Origin of the sequence: Vescimonas fastidiosa (assembly GCF_018326305.1) — a bacterium.
In the GTDB taxonomy this organism is placed as follows: Bacteria; Bacillota; Clostridia; order Oscillospirales; family Oscillospiraceae; genus Vescimonas; species Vescimonas fastidiosa.
Window position 1 is genome coordinate 310,516 of sequence record NZ_AP023416.1, and the last position, 17,457, is coordinate 327,972.

At 61.1% G+C, this 17,457-nt stretch carries 13 protein-coding genes; all 13 read right to left on the minus strand.

Annotated elements, in window-relative coordinates; genetic code table 11:
- Positions 1-573: 573 nt before the first annotated feature.
- The 13 genes from KI236_RS08730 to KI236_RS08790 all read right to left on the minus strand — a co-directional run bounded on the left by KI236_RS08730 (position 574) and on the right by KI236_RS08790 (position 17,418).
- Complete coding sequence (locus KI236_RS08730) at positions 574-1,956, minus strand: MATE family efflux transporter (RefSeq protein WP_212821224.1); 1,383 nt, start codon at positions 1,954-1,956, stop codon at positions 574-576.
- 112 nt (positions 1,957-2,068) lie between these two features.
- Positions 2,069-3,220 (minus strand): alanyl-tRNA editing protein, encoded by a 1,152-nt coding sequence (locus KI236_RS08735; RefSeq protein ID WP_212821226.1) that lies wholly within the window; start codon positions 3,218-3,220, stop codon positions 2,069-2,071.
- 866 nt (positions 3,221-4,086) lie between these two features.
- Positions 4,087-5,859: an aspartate--tRNA ligase gene (aspS, locus tag KI236_RS08740; protein ID WP_212821228.1), complete on the minus strand. Its 1,773-nt coding sequence runs from the start codon at positions 5,857-5,859 to the stop codon at positions 4,087-4,089.
- 269 nt (positions 5,860-6,128) lie between these two features.
- Positions 6,129-7,484 carry a histidine--tRNA ligase gene (gene hisS, locus KI236_RS08745; protein WP_212821230.1) on the minus strand — a complete coding sequence of 452 codons (1,356 nt, stop codon included), beginning with the start codon at positions 7,482-7,484 and terminating at the stop codon, positions 6,129-6,131.
- 306 nt (positions 7,485-7,790) lie between these two features.
- A complete protein-coding gene (locus tag KI236_RS08750) occupies positions 7,791-8,207 on the minus strand; it encodes a methylglyoxal synthase (protein WP_212821231.1) in 417 nt (138 codons plus the stop codon).
- 124 nt (positions 8,208-8,331) lie between these two features.
- Positions 8,332-9,069: a septum site-determining protein MinD gene (gene minD, locus KI236_RS08755; RefSeq protein ID WP_212821233.1), complete on the minus strand. Its 738-nt coding sequence runs from the start codon at positions 9,067-9,069 to the stop codon at positions 8,332-8,334.
- Positions 9,070-9,078: 9 nt separating this feature from the next.
- On the minus strand, positions 9,079-9,777 hold the full coding sequence (gene rsmG / locus KI236_RS08760; protein ID WP_212821235.1) for a 16S rRNA (guanine(527)-N(7))-methyltransferase RsmG: 699 nt from the start codon (positions 9,775-9,777) through the stop codon (positions 9,079-9,081).
- A 1-nt stretch (position 9,778) separates the two neighbouring features.
- Entirely contained in the window at positions 9,779-10,162 is a 384-nt protein-coding gene (mscL, locus tag KI236_RS08765; RefSeq protein ID WP_212821237.1) for a large conductance mechanosensitive channel protein MscL, read from the minus strand.
- Positions 10,163-10,174: 12 nt separating this feature from the next.
- Positions 10,175-11,497, minus strand: a complete 1,323-nt coding sequence (serS, locus tag KI236_RS08770) for a serine--tRNA ligase (RefSeq protein WP_212821239.1) — start codon at positions 11,495-11,497, stop codon at positions 10,175-10,177.
- A gap of 36 nt (positions 11,498-11,533) precedes the next feature.
- Positions 11,534-12,406 (minus strand): ParB/RepB/Spo0J family partition protein, encoded by an 873-nt coding sequence (locus tag KI236_RS08775; protein WP_212821241.1) that lies wholly within the window; start codon positions 12,404-12,406, stop codon positions 11,534-11,536.
- 5 nt (positions 12,407-12,411) lie between these two features.
- Positions 12,412-13,185, minus strand: coding sequence for a ParA family protein (locus KI236_RS08780; RefSeq protein ID WP_212821243.1), 774 nt, complete (start codon positions 13,183-13,185; stop codon positions 12,412-12,414).
- A 170-nt stretch (positions 13,186-13,355) separates the two neighbouring features.
- Positions 13,356-15,179 (minus strand): glycoside hydrolase family 13 protein, encoded by a 1,824-nt coding sequence (locus KI236_RS08785; RefSeq protein ID WP_212821245.1) that lies wholly within the window; start codon positions 15,177-15,179, stop codon positions 13,356-13,358.
- A gap of 205 nt (positions 15,180-15,384) precedes the next feature.
- Positions 15,385-17,418, minus strand: coding sequence for a penicillin-binding transpeptidase domain-containing protein (locus KI236_RS08790; protein WP_212821247.1), 2,034 nt, complete (start codon positions 17,416-17,418; stop codon positions 15,385-15,387).
- Between the last annotated feature and the right edge of the window lie 39 nt (positions 17,419-17,457).

The window sequence follows — 17,457 nt, forward strand, 5'->3', positions numbered from 1 at the left end:
CCGACAAAAGGTTTGCAGCCTGCTGCGCGCATAATTTTGCCACCTTGCGGCAAAATTCCACACTTGCAGTCTGAGAGGTATTTTTCCCCACGCGCATGTCGCGGTGAAAAATGATTTTAATTTTCCGCGTCTGCGGACGCGAACTCTGCGAGGCTTTTTGGCAGCCTATTGCTTAATTATTATAGCACATCTGCGTGTCAGGCACAAGTAAATTTCATGAAAATGATGAATAACATTCGTTTTACAAATTGCTAAGATTCTGCTAATATGAAATCAACCCGAACAGGGAAAACCTGAAATAAGAAAAAGGAGGTCAGAACAATGATCCTGAATGTTATTTTGGCCGCTTTGGCGGGTATTTTGGCAGTGGTGGGTATCGTTTCTGCTGCCACGAAGAGCTAAGTAAGTACAAGAAGTCTGTTCTTTCCCATAGTAAATTCTTCCCCTCCCCCTCTTAAACAGGAAAAGGACCGCTCCAACGGGAGCGGTCCTTTTCCTGCCTGTCGAAGAACCCTTCGGTCTTTGCCGCCTGCGGGCGGCAAACTCTGCGAGGCGCTTTGACAGGATACAATGTTAAGCCGGGATTTCCGGGCCATTTTCGGGCAGCTTGGAGATCAGGGTGCGGTACAGACGCCGGTAGCACAGCAGGGTCACGCCCAGGGAGAACACCTCCGCAATGGGGTAGCACCACCAGACCAGGTTGTCGTTGCCCATGCTGTGGCCGATCTGCGCCAGGACGAAGGCCACGGGGATCAGCAGCACCAGCTGGCGGATGAAGGACACGATCAGCGAATACATAGACTTGCCCAGGGCCTGGAAACAGCCCCCCAGGGCGATGCAGGCCCCGGCCATGCAGAAGCTCAGGGAGATGATGCGCAGAGCCGGGATGCCCACGGACATCATGGTGTCCGTGGCCTTGAAAATTTTCAGCAGGGTGCCGGGGAAGAGCTGGAAAATCACCATGCCCAGGACCATCACGCAGGAGGCATAGACGGTGCTGCGCTTGATGGTCTCGATCATGCGGCGGCGCTGCTGGGCGCCGTAGTTAAAGGCGATGATGGGGATGACGCCGTTATTCAGGCCGAACACGGGCATGAACACAAAGCTATTGAGCTTGAAGTAGATACCGAAGGCCGTGGCGGCGGTTTCCCGGGCGGAGTGATAGGTGATGAGGATCTTGTTCATCAGGAAGGTCATCACCGAGCCAATAGCCATCATCACCACCGACGGCAGGCCGATGGCGTAAATGCTGCCGATGATGGACCAGTTGGGCCGGAAGCCTCGGAACACCAGGTGGATCTCCGGATTCTTCTTCAGATTCAGCACCAGGGCAAAGATGCAGGCAAAAACCTGCCCGATGACCGTGGCAACGGCCGCCCCGGCTACACCCATCTTGAACACGAAGATGAAAATGGGGTCCAGGATGATGTTGATAACGGCCCCGGTCCCCTGGGTATACATGGAGAGAATGCTGTGGCCGGTGCCCTGAAGCAGCCGCTCCAGCATCATTTGGCCGAAAATACCCACGGATGCGCCCATGACGATCATCAGATACCGGTTGCCCATCTGAATGATCTCCTCCACATCGGTCTGACTGCGGAAATAGAAATCCGACAGGGTCAGACCCAGGACGGCGCACAGGACAAAGCCCACAAAGGCCAGGAACAGGCCGTTCATAGCCACGGTGTCCGCCCGCTTCTGATCCTTGGCGCCCAGGGCCCGGCCCATAAGGGCGTTGACGCCTACGGCGGTGCCGGAGGCCAGGGAGATCATCAGGTTCTGAGCCGGGAAGGCCAGAGACACCGCCGTCAGGGACGCCTCGCTGACCCAGGAGACGAACACGCTGTCCACGATGTTATACAGGGCCTGCACCAGCATGGAGATGATGATGGGCAGGGACATATTCCATATCAGCTTGTCAATGGGCATGACGCCCAGCTTGTTTTCCTTTTGCATAGCATTTACCCTCTTTGAAACTTCAGACCCAGCCAGTATAACACCTTTTTAAGGAAAAGAAAAGACAGAAAAAGCTAAAAAACGCAGGCTTTTCCGGCCTTTTTTCCTTGTTTTATGCGCTTTCTGCCCAAAAACGGCGAATTTCCTCCTCCGTGCAGGCGGCGCTGCCCTGGGCGAAGCCGTCCCGTCCGCCGCCCCGGCCATGGAGCTGGGCATTCAGGGCCTTGATCAGGGGAGAAATGTCCTGACCCGGGTGGATGACGGCGTATTTGTAGCTGCCGTCCGCTCCGGCGAACACGGCGCACCGGCCCCCGCAGCTCCGGCTCACTGCGTCGCACAGTCGGCGCACGCTGTCCGACTCCATAGGCGGCTGCACCAGCAGCACATTGCCTGCGTCCCGGTAGTCCTCCGCCAGCCGCTGAAAGCTGCTCTCCTCCAGGTCCGCACACCGGGCCTTCACCGCCTGCAGCTCCCCCTGCAGCCGCTCCACGGCCTGGGCGGTCTTGCCGGGCTTTACGGACAGGCTCCGGCCCACAGCGGTGTTCTGCGCCCAGTTCAGGGCCAGGTAATGCAGGGCGCGGCTGCCGCACAGCAGCTCCAGGCGCACGCCGTCCCGGAATTTTTGCCAGCCGATGAATTTCACCAGCCCCACCTGCCCGGAATAGGCCACATGGGTGCCGCAGCAGGCGCAGCAGTCGGCCCCGGGGAAGCGGGTGATGCGCACCTGGCCGGTGAGCTCCTTTTTGCTCCGGTAGGGGAGGGCGGCCAGCTCCTGGGCGCTGGGATAGAGGGCCTCAAAGGGGTGGTTTTCCCAGAGGTAGCGGTTGGCCCGGGCCTCGATGTCCAGCACCCCCTCCCAGGGGATGTCGGCGTTGTAGTCAATGATGACGGACTCCTCGCCCAGGTGGAAGCCGGTGTTGTCGCAGTTATAGGCAGCGCAGAGCATTCCGCTGACGATGTGCTCCCCGGAGTGCTGCTGCATATGGTCAAAGCGGCGGGCCCAGTCGATTTCCCCGTGGACGGTCTCGCCCACCGTCAGAGCCCGGTCGCAGGTGTGGAGAATCACCCCGTCCCGCTCGTGGACATCGGTGACCTTGGCGCCGCCTAAAATCCCATGGTCGGCAGGCTGGCCGCCCCCCTCGGGATAGAAAGCGGTGCGGTCCAGCTGCACCAGCCACTTTTTCCCCTGGGGACGGCAATCGACCACCACCCCGTCAAATTCCCGCAAAAACGCATTTTCATAATATAGCTTCACGGTTTCCATGGCGAAAACTCCTTTAATGTAAGATTGAACACCCCCAGTATGCCGCAAAACCGGGAGAAATGCAAGAGGGAAAGGGAAAACAAGCCCACCGCCGGGCGGAGAGGGTCGTCCGCCCCTACACCAAGCAAGGAGATTTGAACAAGCACGGACGGGCGGGGTAGAACCCCGCCCCTACGCATTTCTTGCAAAAAACTGTCATTGCGAACCAGTGACAGATGTCACTGGTTGTGGCAATCCGTTCCCCCGACCCCATGGCCCCCTTGCCTAAAGGGGGCTGGCACGGCGAAGCCGTGACTGGGGGATTCTTCCTTGCCCTACGCAAAACTTGATAGCTGATTCTGACGGGGCGTCGAGGACGCCGCCCCCTACGAAGCTCTATCGTTGAATGGTGCGTAGGGGTCGGCCTCCCGGACGACCCGAAGCGGTTTTCCAACGCACCCACGGCGGGGCACGCGGGCCCCGCCCTGCAAAGTGTGTGGTTGTAGGGCGGGGTGCCCTCACCCCGCCGCCCGGACTTGCACCGCAACTCATGAAAAAACCCTGTCATTGCGAACCAGTGACAGATGTCACTGGTGTGGCAATCCGTTCTCCTTTGGATTTGCACAGGGGTATTACGGATTCCCACGACCAGTCTGCGGACTGGTCTCGGAATGACACGCAAATTCTTTCGGCTTCCGTCATTGCGAAGCCAGTGCGCACACTGGCTGTGGCAATCCGCATCCCCCGTCCCCATGGCCCCCTTTAGGCAAGGGAGGCTTTTGTGCCGGGCGGGGCAGAGCCCCGCCCCTACGCATTTATTCCTTCATCTCCCCAAAAAAAGAGGTGGCCGGGTGGCCACCTCTTATAAAACTGCGATTGCGGGGCGCTTACTCCTCCAGCTGACCCACCAGAGCGATATGCAATTCATCTAACTGCTTTTGCTCCACGGTGGAGGGGGCGTCCATCATAACATCCTGGGCGTTCTTGTTCATGGGGAAGGGGATGATCTCCCGGATGGAGCTTTCGCCGGCCAGGAGCATCACCATCCGGTCCACACCCGGGGCGATGCCTGCGTGAGGGGGCGCACCGTAGCAGAAGGCGTTGTACATGGCGGGGAACTTCTTCTTCACATCCTCCTCGCCCAGGCGCACCATCTCAAAGGCCTTGATCATGATCTCCGGGTCATGGTTACGCACGGCGCCGGAGGACAGCTCCACGCCGTTGCACACCAGGTCGTACTGGTTGGCCATGATGTCCAGGGGGTCCAGCTCTCCCCGCTCGGCCTTGAGCAGGGTCTCCATGCCGCCGCTGGGCATGGAGAAGGGATTGTGGCAGAACTCCAGCTCGCCGCTCTCGTCGCCGATCTCGTACATGGGGAAGTCCACGATCCAGCAGAACTCGTACCGCTCCTTGTCCATGTGGCCCTCGCAGGCGGCGCCGAAGGTCTTGATCATCACGCCCACGGACTTGGTGGCGCTCTCCCCGGCGGCTACCACCACCAGCGTGTTCGGCTTCAGGTCCAGGACCTTGGACAGCTCCTCCCGGACAGGCCCCACGAACTTGCCGATGCCCCCGGCCAGCTCGCCGTTTTCATCCACCTTGAACCAGTAGCCCTTGCTGCCGGACTGCACCTGGCAGTCGGTGAGGAGCTTTTCGATCTGCTTGCGGGTGAGGGTGCAATCGGTGATGTCCACCATCTTCACGGTCTGACCCTTGAGGGCGTCAAAGTCGCTGTTTTCAAAGAGCTTCGTAACATTTTTGCAGGTCAAATCAATACGCAGGTCGGGCTTGTCGGAGCCGTAGGTTTCCATAGACTCCAAATAGGGGATGCGGCGGAAGGGGGCGGAGGAGGCCACGCTGTAGGTGCCGAACTTGGCAAAAATCGGGGGCAGCACATCTTCCAGCACGGCGAACACATCGTCCTGGGTGGCAAAGGCCATCTCCATGTCCAGCTGATAGAATTCGCCGGGGGAGCGGTCGCCCCGGGCGTCCTCGTCCCGGAAGCAGGGGGCAATCTGGAAATAGCGGTCAAAGCCGGAGGTCATCAGCAGCTGCTTGAACTGCTGGGGGGCCTGGGGCAGGGCGTAGAACTTGCCGGGGTGCTTCCGGGCGGGCACCAGGTAGTCCCGGGCGCCCTCCGGGGAGGAGGCGGTGAGGATGGGGGTGGTGATCTCCAGGAAGCCGTGCTCGGTCATGGCGGCCCGGAGCGCTGCCACCACCTGGCAGCGCAGAATGATGTTCTTCTTCACGGCGGGGTTGCGCAGATCCAGATAGCGGTACTTCAGGCGGGCGGTCTCGTCGGCCTCCCGGCTGCGGTTGATCTCAAAGGGCAGGCTGTTGTAGCGGCAGCGGCCCAGAATCTCGATTTTATTAGGCACCACCTCGATCTCGCCGGTGGCCAGCTTGGGATTCTTACTGGCCCGCTCCCGGACCACGCCCTCCACGCTGATGGTGGACTCCTTGTTCAGCCCCTTGATAATGGCCAGCATATCCTCGGTCTCGGCCACCACCTGGGTGGTGCCGTAGAAGTCCCGCAGGACCACAAAGGCCAGATTGCTGCCCACCTCCCGGACATTCTCCATCCAGCCCACGATCTTCACGCTCTTGCCCACATCGGCCAGACGAAGGGCGTTGCAGGTGTGTGTACGCATTTGCATCATGGTATTCTTCCTCCTGTTTTGATAATGAATTGTATAATTTAAGTTGGATATAACTATAAGTTTTCAAAAATGGCTCCAAAAGGGATGTGATGGGACCCCTCATACCGGGCGGACAGGGTCGTCCGCCCCTACAAGGAATTCCGTAGAGCGGGGTGCCCTCACCCCGCCGCGCCGGGCTTGTACCGCACTACCCGGCAGGGCCCGCGTGCCCTGCCCTACAAAGTGTTGCGTTACCGGGATCGGGCAGACAGGGTCGTCCGCCCCGTACCTCACTCCAAAATCACGGTACCCTTGTTTTTCTCCGCCAGACCCGAGCGAATCAGGTCCAGAGTCTCGGCAAAGGGCAGCTTGGTCTGCTCGCCGGTTTTCATATCCTTGCAGGCCACCACCCCGGCGGCAATTTCATCGTCGCCCAGGAAGATCACATAGGGCACGCCGATCTTATCCGCATAGTTCATCTTGGCCTTGAACTTCTTCTGCTCGGTGTAGAGCTGGGTCCGCACCCCGGCGCCACGGAGCCGGGTGGACAGGCTGATGGCCGGGGCCAGGTCCTCTGTCATGGGCAGCACCAGCACATCCGCCGGGGCGGTGGGCAGGTCCGGGTTCAGCATCCCCTGCTCACCCAGGACATAGAACAGCCGGGTAAGGCCGATGGAAATGCCCACGCCGGGGAGCTGCCGGTCGGTGTAGTACTCGGCCAGATTGTCGTACCGGCCACCGGAGCAGACGGAGCCGATCTCCGGGTGGTCCAGGAGGGTGGTCTCGTATACGGTGCCGGTGTAGTAGTCCAGGCCCCGGGCGATGGTCAGGTCCACGGCGAAATTCTCCTCCGGAACGCCGAAGTCCGCCAGGTACTTGACCACGGTTTTCAGCTCGGAAAGCCCCGTGTCAAACAGCTCGTGCCGGCCCATGTAGCCCTCCAGGGCCGCCAAAACCTCGGCGTTAGACCCGGTAATGGCGATGAACTTGAGGATCTCCGCCGCCTGGTCCTCCCGCAGCCCGCAGTCGGACAGCAGCAAATCCCGCACCTTGTCCGGCCCGATTTTATCCAGCTTGTCCACGGTGCGCATAATGGCCCCGGACTGCTCCGTGAGCCCCAGCATGGCGTAAAAGCCGTTGAGTATCTTGCGGTTATTTACCCGAATCTGGAACCGCTTCAGCCCCAGGCGGGTAAAGGTCTGGTAAATAATGGAAGGAATCTCCGCCTCGTTGGTGATGTCCAGCTTGCCGTCGCCGATGACATCAATATCCGCCTGATAAAACTCCCGGAACCGGCCCCGCTGGGCCCGCTCGCCCCGGTAGACCTTGCCGATCTGATACCGGCGGAAGGGGAAGGACAGCTCGCCGCCGTGGAGGGCCACATACTTGGCCAGGGGCACCGTCAGGTCAAAGCGCAGGGCCAGGTCGGCGTCGCCCTTCTGGAAGCGGTAGATCTGCTTCTCGGTTTCGCCGCCGCCCTTGGCCAGCAGCACCTCGCTGGCCTCGATGATCGGGGTATCCAGGGGGGTGAAGCCGTAGAGGGCATAGGTTTCCCGGAGAATTTGCATCATCCGCTCCATCTGCTGCTGAGGCTGCGGCAGCAGCTCCATAAAGCCCGAGAGGGTGCGGGGGGTCATTTTTGCCATGTTCGTTTACTCCTTTGTGATGAATTTCGATAGACGGAAAGAAAAAACGCTCCCGTCCCATGCATTGGGACGAGAGCGTGAAGCTTCGTGGTGCCACCCAATTTCGGCCCCAAGGGGGCCCTTTGGCGCTCCTGTTACGGGGAGCGGGCCGTGGATGTTTCCATCCCCGCTGCTGGGGCTGTCTTCTCTCTGTGTGCCGGGCGCGCTTTCAGCCGGGGCGCGCCTCTCTGCATCGGCGGGGACAGAGCTACTCCTGCTCCGTTATTGCGGTATATCAATTTATTTTAGCCTATCTCGGCCTGCTTGTCAAGCGGTGAAGGGGCTGCTTTTGGGATTGACCACATCCCGCCAATCCAGGTCGCCCCGTGCCAGGCCCAGTACCAGCATTTCCGCCGTGGCGATGTTGCTGGCGTAGGGGATGTTATTTCTGTCGCACAGGCGGGAGATATAGATGATGTCCTCGGAGGGGGCCTTGGTGTTGGGGTCGTCGAAGCAGAGGACCATGTCCAGCTCGTTGTAGGCAATGCGGGCGCCGATCTGCTGGCCTCCGCCCTGATAAAAGCTCAGGAAGCGGTGGATGGTGAGACCTGTGGCATCTGCCACCATTTGGCCGGTGGTGGCGGTGGCGCAGAGGGTATGCTTGGCCAGAATGCCGCAGTAGGCGGTGCAGAACTGGACCATGAGTTCCTTGCGGTTGTTGTGAGCGATCAGTGCGATATTCATAATTGCGCTCTCCTTTCTGTGCAATTAAGAGTAGTTATATAGAAATATAAAAAAGCCTCGCAGAGTTTTCGTCCGCAGACTGCAAGCCTTTTGGCAGAAAAAACGAAGTTTTTTCGCCAGGTGCTTATAGCTTCATCAGCGGAATTTTATATCCCGCGATGCGTCTTGCAATGTTATAGAAGGCCCGGGCGGCGTAATAATTATCGTCGCATAAGGGCACACCTTGGTTGAGACACCGGGGAATGTCCCCGTCCTCCGGCACCACACCCAGCAGGGGCAGGCCCGCCGCGTCCATGGCGTCGTCGATGGTGGTGTGGAGCTGGCGCAGCAGCTTCTTGGCCACCCGGTTTACCACCAGATGCACCTTGCCGTTGGGGAAGCGCTCCAGCTCCATAACGGTGCGCTGGGCATCCCGCAGGGCCGTCACATCCGTGGTGGTCACCACCACCACATGGTCCGCCTCCTGGGTGGCCAGGCGGAAGCCCTGGCCCAGTCCGGCAGGGGCGTCCACCAGGCAGAAGTCGAAGCTCTCCCGGATGGCGCCCATCAGCGCCGCCGCCTGCTCCGGCTCCACCCGGAAGCCGTCGTAGGCCAGGGGCGCCGCCAGCAGGAACAGGGAGGGGTACTTGGGGTGGCTCACCACCGCCTGCTCCAGGGTACATCGGCCCGACAGCACATCGGAGAAATCCATCAGGGCGCTGTCGCTGAGGCCCAGGGCCAGGTCCAGATTCCGCAGGGAGATGTCGCAGTCCAGGCACAGCACCTTTTTGCCCATGGATGCCAGGGCGAAGCCGATGCAGGAGGTAAATGTAGTTTTTCCGGTGCCGCCTTTGCCGGACACCACGGCAATGATCTTGCCCATTGTGCCTCCTTATTTCAGAGGGGATTTTTTGATCTTTGCAAAGGGTCGGGGGAATTGGGACGGCGTGGGCCGCACCTTGCGGATGACTACCAGCCGGTGCCGCACCTCCGTGCAGGGGACAGTGTAGTCGAGAATTTTTTCGATTTTTCCGCCCAGTTGCCCAATGGCGCCCCGGGCGCTCTCAATTTCCCCGTCCGACTCCACGGACTTCATAGCCAAAAACAGGCCCTCCGTCTTTACCAAGGGCATGGCCAGCTCGCAGAGCATGGGCAGGGCCGCCACTGCCCGGGACACGGCCAGGTCGAAGCCCTCCCGGTGCTGCCCGGCGAACTCCTCCGCCCGGGCGTGTACGCAGGTGATGTTTTGCAGGTGCAGAGCCCGGGCCGTCTCCTGCAGGAAGTCAATGCGCTTTCCCAGGCTGTCCAGCAGGGTCAGCTGCGCCGTGGGCTCCAAAATGCCCATGGGCATTCCGGGAAATCCGGCCCCGGTGCCCACATCCACCAGGGCTTTGCCCCGGCAGTCCGCCGCCGTCAGCAGCCAGGCGGAGTCCAGCAGGTGCAGCGTGGCCACATCCTTAGGCTCCGTGATGGCCGTCAGGTTCATCACCTTGTTTTTCTCCAGCAGCCGCCGGGCAAACTCCGTGAGCTGCGGGACGGCCGCCGTGTCCAGGCCCAGGGAACCCAGGCCCTGTTTCAAAATTTCCTCCAACTTACTTCTGCTCCTTCAGCAGGTCCCGGATCTCCGTCAGCAGCTCCTCGGTGGTGGGGGCCTTGGGCTCCTCCGGCTCCTGGGGCTCCTCCTGCTTTTTCAGGTGCGTCAGCTTGTTCACGCCCTTTACCAGCAGGAACACCACGAAGGCCGTGATGAGAAAGGTGATAATGGAGTTGATGACCGCGCCGATGCCGAAGCCGCCGGGGGCCCACTCGGCAAAGGTGCTGTCGGGAATCAGCAGGCCCAGCAGGGGGGTCAGCAGATTTTGCACGATGGAGGTGACGATGGCGGTGAAGGCAGAGCCCACCACAACGCCCACGGCCATGTCCAGCACATTGCCGCGCATGGCAAATTCCTTAAATTCCTGGAAAAATTTCTTCATACGCTTCTCCTGTCAGTGCTTGGGGCGGAGAATTTCCGTGCCGCCCATGTAGGGCTGCAGGGCCTTGGGAATCAGCACGCTGCCGTCGGCCTGGAGATTGTTCTCCAGCAGGGCGATGAGCATACGGGGCGGTGCCACGCAGGTGTTATTCAGGGTGTGGCACAGCTGCATTTTGCCGTTTTCGTCCTTATAGCGGATCTTCAGCCGCCGGGCCTGGGCGTCACCCAGATTGGAGCAGGAGCAAACCTCAAAATACTTCTGCTGCCGGGGGGACCAGGCCTCAATGTCGCAGGAGCGGCACTTCAGGTCTGCCAGGTCGCCGGAGCAGCACTCCAGCTGCCGCACGGGGATGTCCAGGGAGCGGAACAGCTCCACACTGTAGCGCCACAGCCTCTCGTACCAGTCCTTGCTATCCTCGGCCTTGCAGACCACGATCATCTCCTGCTTTTCAAACTGGTGGATGCGGTAGATGCCCCGCTCCTCGATGCCGTGGGCGCCCTTTTCCTTGCGGAAGCAGGGGGAGTAGGAGGTGAGGGTCTGGGGCAGGGCGCTCTCCGGGAGGATCTGGCCGATGTAGCGGCCGATCATGGAATGCTCACTGGTGCCGATGAGGTAGAGGTCCTCTCCCTCGATCTTATACATCATGCCGTCCATGTCTGTCTGGCTCATGACCCCCTCTACTACATTGCCGTGGATCATGAAGGGGGGGATGCAGTAGGTGAAGCCCTTGTTTATCATAAAGTCCCGGCCATAGGCCAGCACCGCCTCGTGCATCCGGGCGATGTCCCCCAGTAGGTAGTAAAACCCGCTGCCGGAGACGCGGCCTGCGGCGTCCATGTCGATGCCGTCAAAGCGCTCCATAATGTCCGTGTGGTAGGGGATCTCAAAGTCGGGCACCTTGGGCTCGCCGAAGCGCTCCACCTCTACATTGCAGCTGTCGTCCTTGCCGATGGGCACGGCGGGGTCGATGATCTGGGGAATGACCAGCATGATCTTGTTCAGAGCCGCCTCGGCGTTTTCCTTCTTGGCCTCCATCTGGGCCATGCGCTCGGCGCTGGCCTTCACGGCGGCGTTGTTGGCGTCGATCTGCGCCTGCAGCTCCGCCTTTTTGGCCTCGTCGGTACACTTTTTCAGCTGGCCGAACAGGGGGGCGTTGGCCTTGGACAGCTTGTTGCGCTCCGCCTTCAGGGCCTCGCCGTCGGCAATGGCCTGGCGGCGCTCGGCGTCCAGGGCAATGGCCTCGTCCACCAGGGGCAGCTTGGCATTTTGAAATTTCTTGCGGATGTTTTCCTTTACAAGCTCGGGATTCTCCCGCACAAACTTAATATCCAGCATGGATGTTCTCTCCGTTCTGTTTCATGTGAAACAATTTTATTTCAGCTTCAGGGCGTTTAGGGCGTCCAGGAGATTATTCAGGTCGTCCACCCCGTAGTATTCCAGTTCAATGCGGCCTTTTTTGCGGCCGCTGACGATTTTGCAGCCCCGGCCCAGGTGGGCGCCCAGGGACTTGGCCGCCTCCTCGGCATAGTTTACCTCCAGACCTCCGGTGGTCACGGCGGGCCGGGCTTTTTCTTCGGCGGTGAGCTTTTTCACCAGCAGCTCCGTCTGCCGCACGGAAAGGTCGGACTTGAGGATGGCATCCGCCGCCTTTTCCTGCAGGGCAGGGGACAGGGGCAGGATGGTTCTTGCGTGGCCGTTAGAGAGACGGCCATCCTCCACCATAGCCCGCACCGGGGGACACAGGTTCAGCAGACGCAGGGCGTTGGCCACGGCGGAGCGGGATTTACCCACCCGCTGGGCGGTCTCCTCCTGGGTGAGGTTGTACTGGGTCATCAGCTGCTGATAGCCCTCGGCCTCCTCCATGGGATTCAGGTCCTCCCGCTGGAGGTTCTCGATCATGGCCAGCTCCATGGCCTTGCGGTCGTCGGCCTCCACCACAATGGCGGGGACCTGGTCCAGACCCGCCATCCGGGCGGCCCGCCAGCGCCGCTCACCGGCGATGATCTGATAATAGCCCGACTGGAGCTTGCGCACCGTCAGAGGCTGGATGATGCCGTGCTCGCGGATAGAGTCCGCCAGGTCCGCCAGGGCATCGGGGTCAAACTGCTTTCGGGGCTGGGCGGCGCAGCTCTCCACCTGGGAAATGGGCAGATACAGGCTGCTCTTCTCCTGGCCGGACTCCATCACATTGTCGCCCAGCAGGGCGGCCAAGCCCTTGCCCAAGCCTTTTGCATTGTTCGCCATAGGATTCAGCCCTCCTCCTTTTCAAGGGGATTTTTCTTCAAAAATTCCTCCGCCACGGCGTTATAGGCCTCGGCACCGCGGCAGGTACGGTCGTAAGCGTTGATGGGTTTTCCGTGGCTGGGGGCCTCGGAAAGCCGAATATTTCGGGGAATGACGGTGCTGTACACCTTGCCGGGGAAGAAGCGCTTGATCTCCTGGGCCACCTGAATGGCCAGATTGGTGCGGCCATCGAACATGGTCAGCAGCACGCCCTCGATTTCCAGCTTCGGATTCAGCCCCCGGCGCACAATGCGCACAGTGCCCATCAGGTCGCTGAGCCCCTCCAGAGCGTAGTATTCCCCCTGCAGCGGCACCAGCAGGGTGTCCGCCGCGCATAGGGCGTTCAGTGTCAGCAGCTCCAAAGACGGCGGGCAGTCGATGAAAATGAAGTCGTAGCCGTCGGCCACCTGGTCCAGGGCGCGCTTGAGCAGAAACTGCCGCCCCTCCAGGTCGATCATCTCCACCCCGGCTCCGGCCAAGGCTTTGCTGCTGGGCAGCACATCGCCGTAAGGGGTGCGCACCAGCACCTTCTCCGTCTCCACGCCGTTGATAAGCACATCGTACACGCCGTTGCTGCGGGTCTTGTCCACGCCCATGCCGGAGGTGGCGTTGGCCTGGGGGTCAAAGTCGCACAGCAGCACCCGGGCGCCCTTATCCTTCAGCGCGGCGGCCAGATTCACGCAGGTGGTGGTCTTGCCCACGCCGCCCTTTTGATTCACAATTGCAACAACTTTAGCCATGAGACCACTCGCCTTCCTGTTTTTTGCCTTTCCGCTCTATTATATACCAAAAAAGAGTGTCGTTTCAATAGATAATGCGAAAAAATTTGAAAGAATTTGTTTCATGTGAAACATTTTGCAAAGCCGGGAGATGTTTCATGTGAAACACCCCCCGGCTTGACAAAAAAGCCTCACACCAGCAGCACGCCGCCCATAGGAGGCAGGGTCAGATGCACCCGGCCCTCCACCGCCAAAAACTGCTGCCCGGACATGGCATCCGTGGCCACGGCTCCGGCCCAGGGAAGGGTCAGCTCCAGGGCCTCCTCCCCGGCGTTCAGGGCCGCTACGGTCACATCCTTTTCGGTCCGGCGCTCCAGCACCAGGCCGCCCCCTTGGGCAAAAAGATAGCGCAGGGAGCCGGTTTGCAGGGAGGGCCGCTCCCTGCGCACCTGCCCCAGCCGCCGATACCAGGCCAAAAGAGCGGCATCCTCCCGGCCCCAGGGATAGGTGCGGCGGTTCAGGGGGTCCTCGTAGCCCTGCATCCCGGCCTCGTCCCCGTAGTACACCGTGGGTGAGCCGGGGAAGGCATAGAGGAGCAGCGCCCCCAGCCGCAGCCGGGCCGCCGCCCGCCGGTATCCGGCAGGGGAGAGGCAAGCCGCCGCCCGCTGACTCCTGCTCTCCGGCACAGGCTCTCCGGCCAGGAGGGTGAGGACCCGGGCCGTGTCGTGGGTGCCCAAAAAATTCATGGCGCAGTAGAAGGCAGGGGAGGGGTAGTTCTCCCGAAGCTCCTCCATCCGCTCACGAAACGCCGCCGCGTCCCCGCCCAGGAGCCAGTCTATGGCCGCCGTGCGGAAGGGATAGTTCATCAGCCCGTGGGTCTCCCGGCCCAGGAGATACCGCCGCCGATCATAGGCGATCTTGTTGCTGCCGTCCTCCCACACCTCGCCGATAAGCACTGCGTCGGGCTTTTCCTCCTCCATGGCCCGGCGAATCTCCCGAATGAAGTCGTCCGGCAGCTCGTCGGCCACATCCAGCCGCCAGCCGTCGGCCCCGGCCCGGAGCCAGCGCCGGACCACGGAGTCCCGGTCCCGGATGATAAACGCCCGGTACGAGTCCTGCCCCTCGTCCACCGCAGGCAGGGTCTTGATGCCCCACCAGGCGTCGTACTCCTCCGGCCAGCGGGTGAAATGATACCAATTATAATAAGGAGAAGCCTGGGATTGGGCCGCCCCCAGCTCCGGGTAAAAGCCGTCCCGGTTAAAATATCGGCTCACGCTGCCGGTGTGGTTGAACACCCCGTCCAGCAGCAAGCGCATCCCGCGCTTGTGGGCCTGGCGGCACAGCTCCCGAAAATCCTCCTCCGTACCCAGCATGGGGTCCACGGCCCGATAGTCGGCGGTGTTATACCGATGGTTGGACGCAGCCTCGAAAATCGGGTTGAGATACAGCGTCGTCACCGACAGGCTCTGCAAATAGTCCAGCTTCTCCGTAATGCCCCGAAAATCGCCGCCGAAAAAGTCGCAGTTCCGAATTTCCCCCTTCTCGTCCGGCAGATAGTCCGGGGTGTCCTCCCAGCTTTCGTGAATAGTTCGCTCCCCCACCAGCCCCTCCGGCTGCGGCAGGCGACTGCGGCAAAAGCGGTCTGGGAAAATTTGGTAGCTCACGCCATGGCCGAACCATTCCGGCGTCCCGGTGTCCTCATACACCGTCAGCTGCCAGGGGCCGCCGCTTCGGGTAAGGGACACGGTCTCGCCGCTTCCTCGGGTCAGGGTGAAATCGTACCACAGCAGGTCCGGCTCCTCCGGGGCCGTCACCGTGCAGCGCCAAGCGCCGCCGTTCGGTGTCAGGGGCACCGTCCGGTCAAGGCCGGCGAACTCCGCCCGGAGCCGCAGGGCCCCGGCGCAGATGTCCTCCTCCCGGGAGCAGAGCAGGGAAAAAGACACTTCGGTGCCGCACAAAACGGCACCGAAGGGGTTTTTACACTGTAAATCTTTGGAATCAAAATAAATCGACATATAAAACTCCTCCGACAGGTCAAAAGAGCCTCGCAGAGTTCGCGTCCGCAGACGCGAAAAATTTAAATCATTTTTCACCGCGACATGTGCGTGGGGAAAAATACCTCTCAGACTGCAAGTGTGGAATTTTTGCGCCCAGTGCAAAAATTATGCGCGCAGCAGGCTGCAATCCTTTTGGCAGAAAAAACGAAGTTTTTTCGCCAGCTCACTGGATCAGGGTGTTCTCCCCGGAAATCGTGGTGTCCGCGGAGGCGCTGGAGAAATAGGCGTTGATGATGTCCCGGGCGATGGGGGCCAGGTTGGAGCCGCCGCCGCCCTGCTCAATGACCACGCACACGGCGATCTGGGGATCGTCGTAGGGGGCAAAGGCCACGAAGCAGCCGTTGGAGAGCTCGCCGCCGGTCTCCGCCGTACCGGTTTTACAGCCCACGGGTACGATGCAGCTGTTAAAGACATAGCTGAGGCTCCCGGTGGCCAGACCCCGTGCGCCGGACTTTACCGCCTCCAGGGTGCTGTCCGCCATGTCCACATGGTTGCTGGGGCCCTTGTTGTAGGCGTAGACCACGGAGGAATTGTCGTAGGCCTTGGCGCTTTTCAGCAGGTGGGCGTCGTAATGGTCGCCGCCGCTGACCAGAGTGGCCACATAGTTTGCCAGCTGCAGGGGGGTGAAGAGGTTATAGGACTGGCCGATGGCGGCGGTAATGGTCTGGCCGTCGGTCCAGGTCTCGCCGATCTCCTCGGCGTACTCGGGACTGGCCAGCACCCCCTTGGAGTCGCCGATCTCAATGCCCGTGCTGCGGCCCAGGCCGAACTGGCTGGCGTAGTCGTCCAGCCGCCGAATGCCCGTGAGCCGCCCCACCTCGTAGAAGAAGTAGTTGCAGGACACGGTGATAGCCTGGGACACATTCACCGCCCCGTGGGTGCCGCCGGTGGCGTTATAGATCCAGCACTTGGGCTGGGGGAACTCGTAGTAGGTGTAGATGCCCCGGTCCACAATGGTGGTGGAGGGGGTGATCACCCCGGATTCCAGCCCCGCCACGGAGGTGCAGAGCTTAAAGGTGGAGCCGGGGGCATAGGTGCCGTCGGTGGCCCGGTTGAACATGGGCAGGGCCGGGTCCTTGCTCCAGCTGTCGTACATCTCGTCCCACCGGTTCAGGTCGTAGGTGGGGTAGCTGGCCAGGGCCAGCACATCCCCGGTGCCCACGCCGATGACCGCCGCCGCGCCGCCCCGGGCCACGCCGTCTCTGCCGGTCATGGACTGGATGGTGGCGGCCAGGGAGTCCTCGGCCACCTTTTGCAGGTCGATGTCAATGGTCAGGGCCACGGTGTTGCCGGGCTGGGGCTCCTTGGCGTAAAGCTCGCCGGTAACCTTGCCGTTTTTGTCGGTGGTCACCAGCTTCACGCCGTTTACGCCGTGGAGATATTGCTCAAAGGCCTCCTCCACGCCGCCCTTTCCCACCAGGTCGTCCATGGAGTAGTCGCTGTTGTCCTTGTATTTTTCGTTCCAGTCCTCGGCGAAGATGCGGCTCACCCGGCCCAGGATGTGGGCGGCATAGGTGGTGTTATACACCCGCTGGCTGGAGGTGCCTGTGGACACGCCTGCAAAGTGGCCGTCCACCACCTGGCTGATCACCCGCACCGGCACATCCTCGGCGAACACATAGCCGCCGGAAACCTCCGCGCCGTACCGCACCCCGGCGATGAGCCGGGCCTGCTGGTCGGTGTAGTCGGAGGAAATGGTGTAGATCTTCCGCAGCTTGGCCATCATCTCGTCGCCGGAGAGGGACAGGGTGATCTGCTCCTCCCCGGAATAGGCGATCTTGTAGTCGTCCATCCAGGTTGTAAAGGCCTCGCCGGGCTCCAGGTCCGTCAGGCCGTAGGGGTCGTCCCGGCCCAGGGGCAGGGGGTCGATCCAGGTGAGGCCCTCCTGGGTGCAGAGCTCCAGAAGCCGCCACACTGCCGCGTTGCACGCAGCGTCATCGGCAAAGCTCTCGGCGGAGAATTTCAGGGTGTAGGTCAGGCGGTTGGACACCAGCACCTTGCCGTTTCGGTCGGTGATGATGCCCCGGCTGGTCTCCACCACCTCCCGCTTGGCGGTGCCGGCGGCGGAAAGAGCCCGGTAGCTGTCTCCCTCAACGATCTGGTAATGCACCAGCAGAATGCCGAACAGGCACAGCACCGCCGCAAACACGCTCAGCAGCACGATGAGCCGGGTGCGGTAGGGATTATTTTTTTTCATGGGTCAGAGTTCCTCCTTTCCAGAGGGGCAAAGAGTCGA